We start from the raw sequence: 2,910 nt of genomic DNA, 5'->3' as shown, positions 1-2,910 counted from the left end.
ATCTTCCCGTCCCCGATCTTTCCGGTTCGTGCCGCCTCGATCAGCGCTTCGATGGTCTTGTCCACCTGCGCCTCGTCGACCACGACCTCGACCCGAATCTTGGGCACGAAGTCCACCGCGTATTCCACACCCCGGTAGACCTCGGTGTGTCCCTTTTGCCGGCCGTAGCCCTGCACCTCGCTGACTGTCATCCCGAGTACGCCGATGCGCTCCAGCGCAGCTTTGATGTCGCCCAGCGTGAACGGCTTGACCACCGCGGTTACGACCATCATGTCGCGCTCTCCTCGTGAATCGCCGGGAGGGACGGCAGCACCGTGGCGCGGCCCGTCGTGGTGAGCGGCGAGAACTCGTACGCACTTTCGGCGTGCTCGGCTTCGTCGATGCCCTCGGCCTCGACCTCGGGCGCGACCCGAAACCCCATCGTGGCACGGATCAGCCAGGCGAGTCCGAAGGTAACCACGAATGCGTACCCGGCGGCCACCAGCATCCCCAATGCCTGCTTGCCGATCTGGCCGGCACCGCCCCCGTAGAGTAGCCCGTTCGCGCCCGCCGAGTTGGCGGCGGTGGTCGCGAACAGCCCGGTCAGGAGCAGCCCGACCGCTCCGCCTACACCGTGAATCGCCACCACGTCGAGCGAGTCGTCGTAGCCCAGCCGGTACTTGAGCCGGATCGCGAGCTGGCAGATCACGCCGCAGGCCAACCCGATGACGATGCCGCCGAATGCGTCGACGTAGCCGCAGGCCGGGGTGATGCCGACCAGCCCGGCGATCGCAGCCGACGCCGCGCCGAGGCTGGTGGGACGGCCGTCGAGGTGGTGTTCGACGACCAGCCATGCAAGCACTGCGGCCGCCGGCGCCACCGTGGTGTTGAGGAACGCGTTGGCCGCGACCGCGTCCGCGGCAAGCGCTGAACCGGCGTTGAAGCCGTACCAGCCGAACCACAGCAACCCGGCGCCGAGCAGCGTGGCCGGCAGATTGTGTGGGCGCATCGGCTCGCGTGGCCAGCCCTGGCGCCGGCCCAGGATCAGCGCCAGCGCCAGCGCGGACATCCCGGAGTTGACCTCGACCGCCGTGCCCCCGGCGAAGTCGAGCACGCCCAGCCGGTTCGCCAGCCAGCCGCCGTGAGCCCCGGAGAAACCGTCGAACGCGAAGATCCAGTGGGCCAGCGGGACGTAAACCCCCACCGTCCACAGCGCGATGAACACCGTCCAGGACCAGAACCGTGCACGGTCGGCGATAGCCCCGGACAGCAGCGCAGCGGTGATGATCGCGAACATCAGCTCGAACATGGCGAAGGCCGTCAGCGGGATACCTTTTCCGACCACCCCGGGCACCCGCAGACCGGCGAAGCCGAACCCGCCGATGAGCCCGGCGTGGGAGTTGCCGAACGACAGTGAGAACCCGAACAACACCCAGATCAGCCCGACGACGCCGAGCGTCACCATGCTCATCATCATCATGTTGAGCGCGCTGCGGGCCCGCACCATGCCTGCGTAGAAGAATGCCAGGCCCGGCGTCATGAGCATCACCAACGCGGCACAGCCAAGCACGAACGCCGTGTTTCCGCTGTCCATCTCCGGATTATCGTCGGTTGGTTGCGGTCGGGGGGGACGGTGTCGCTCACCGCCGCCAACCGGGCGCGGTGTTCGGCGGTCTCCTGGGTAACGCCGCAGCGGTGGCTTGCCCCTATGCCGGAGGCGCTGGAGTAAGCCTTCGTGCCGATGCGCGGTGGTCAGATTCGCTTGGCGAGTAGGGATTTGCCGGGGCCGGACAGTTCGTTGATCGGATGGGCGCGTCCCGCGATGGCCATCAGCAGTGCTTCACCTGTGCCGCGTACTTGGGGACCGGTGCCGTGTGACCAGTCCAGGTCGGTGGCGACGAGGGTGAGGCCGCGGGCTCGTTGGAAGGCGCGCAGAGGTGGGGCCAGCAGCGCCAGCCGCAACGTGGTTCGCAGCCGGTCGTGGGGGATGTCGCGGGGCGCATCGAGTGGGCGGCGAATGTCCTGCTGGTGGATCATGCCGTCCACGAGCGCGATCATGCCACCGAACGCGGCGGGTAGCCCGCTAGGCCGCGGGTGTGCGCGCAGCAGGGCGATGAGTTCCTGCGGGCGGTGCGAGTACTGTGCCACTCCGGCATCGTTGGCCTTGCCGAGGGCGAACCGGCCGCGAGCCAAGCGCTTGACCGTGGCCCACCAGCTCAGTTCGTCGTAGCTGATGACGTGGGCGACCACGTCACGGACGGTCCAGCCCTGGCACAGGCTCGCTGCCTCCCACTGCTGCGGGGTCAATGTCTGGAGGAAGTCGACGAGCTCGGCGCGCTCTTGAGCGGCCAGGGTCATCACATCGGCAGTGCGCTGTTGTTGGCTGGTCATCCGGCGGCCTCCGTAAACCGGGTCAGGGTGCCGGCCCAACCCTCGGGCGAGTCGAACACTGCATACATGGTCCCGGCTTGGTCGCCACCGATTTGCCATAGCAGCACCACCTTGTTCGGCGGCTGCCACTGGCCCACGCGGCCCCAGTCGCATTCGGTGCCGTCAACCCCGCGCTCGTACCACCGGCCTCCGACCCGGGGCTCGATCACGACCTGCGCGATCGCGCTGGAGCCGATGGAGTGCTCCTTGGGCCAGAACTCGGTCATCCGTGCCGTAAACAGGTCAAAGGCCCGCTCCGGTGACAGCGGCACGCTCACCGACCGATGAACCTCGACTTCCTTGGTGGATTCTGCGGTCATCTCAGGCGCTCCTGTGCTGCGACCCTTGTGGGTCGGCTGGTTGGGCTGCTTCGCCTTCGGCCAGCGCGGCGAAGTTGTCCAGGGCCGCTGTCCAGAACCGATCGAGATAGTCCCGGACGGCTTCCAGCCCAGACCGGTTGATCCGGTAGAGATGGCGCGTGCCCACCACCGACACGACCAC

At 67.8% G+C, this 2,910-nt stretch carries 4 protein-coding genes and 1 pseudogene; all 5 read right to left on the bottom strand.

Annotation, left to right across the window (positions count from 1 at the left end; all coding sequences use genetic code 11):
- A partial coding sequence (locus tag VFA16_RS15735) for a P-II family nitrogen regulator (protein ID WP_324968716.1) occupies positions 1-272 on the bottom strand: 272 nt, incomplete at its 3' end.
- Positions 269-1,573 carry an ammonium transporter gene (locus VFA16_RS15730; protein WP_324968715.1) on the bottom strand — a complete coding sequence of 435 codons (1,305 nt, stop codon included), beginning with the start codon at positions 1,571-1,573 and terminating at the stop codon, positions 269-271. The genes VFA16_RS15735 and VFA16_RS15730, both read right to left, overlap by 4 nt.
- 158 nt (positions 1,574-1,731) lie before the next feature.
- Entirely contained in the window at positions 1,732-2,370 is a 639-nt protein-coding gene (locus VFA16_RS15725; protein ID WP_324968714.1) for a maleylpyruvate isomerase family mycothiol-dependent enzyme, read from the bottom strand.
- The gene (locus VFA16_RS15720) at positions 2,367-2,729 is read right to left on the bottom strand and encodes an SRPBCC domain-containing protein (protein ID WP_324968713.1); all 363 of its coding nucleotides are present in this window, start codon (positions 2,727-2,729) and stop codon (positions 2,367-2,369) included. The genes VFA16_RS15725 and VFA16_RS15720 overlap by 4 nt, the downstream gene beginning before the upstream one ends.
- A gap of 1 nt (position 2,730) precedes the next feature.
- Positions 2,731-2,910 (bottom strand): annotated as a pseudogene (locus VFA16_RS15715) (hypothetical protein); the annotation flags it as partial.

It is taken from the genome of Mycobacterium sp., assembly GCF_035653355.1.
Lineage (GTDB): Bacteria > Actinomycetota > Actinomycetes > Mycobacteriales > Mycobacteriaceae > Mycobacterium.
This window is presented reverse-complemented; position numbering and strand designations above follow the sequence as displayed.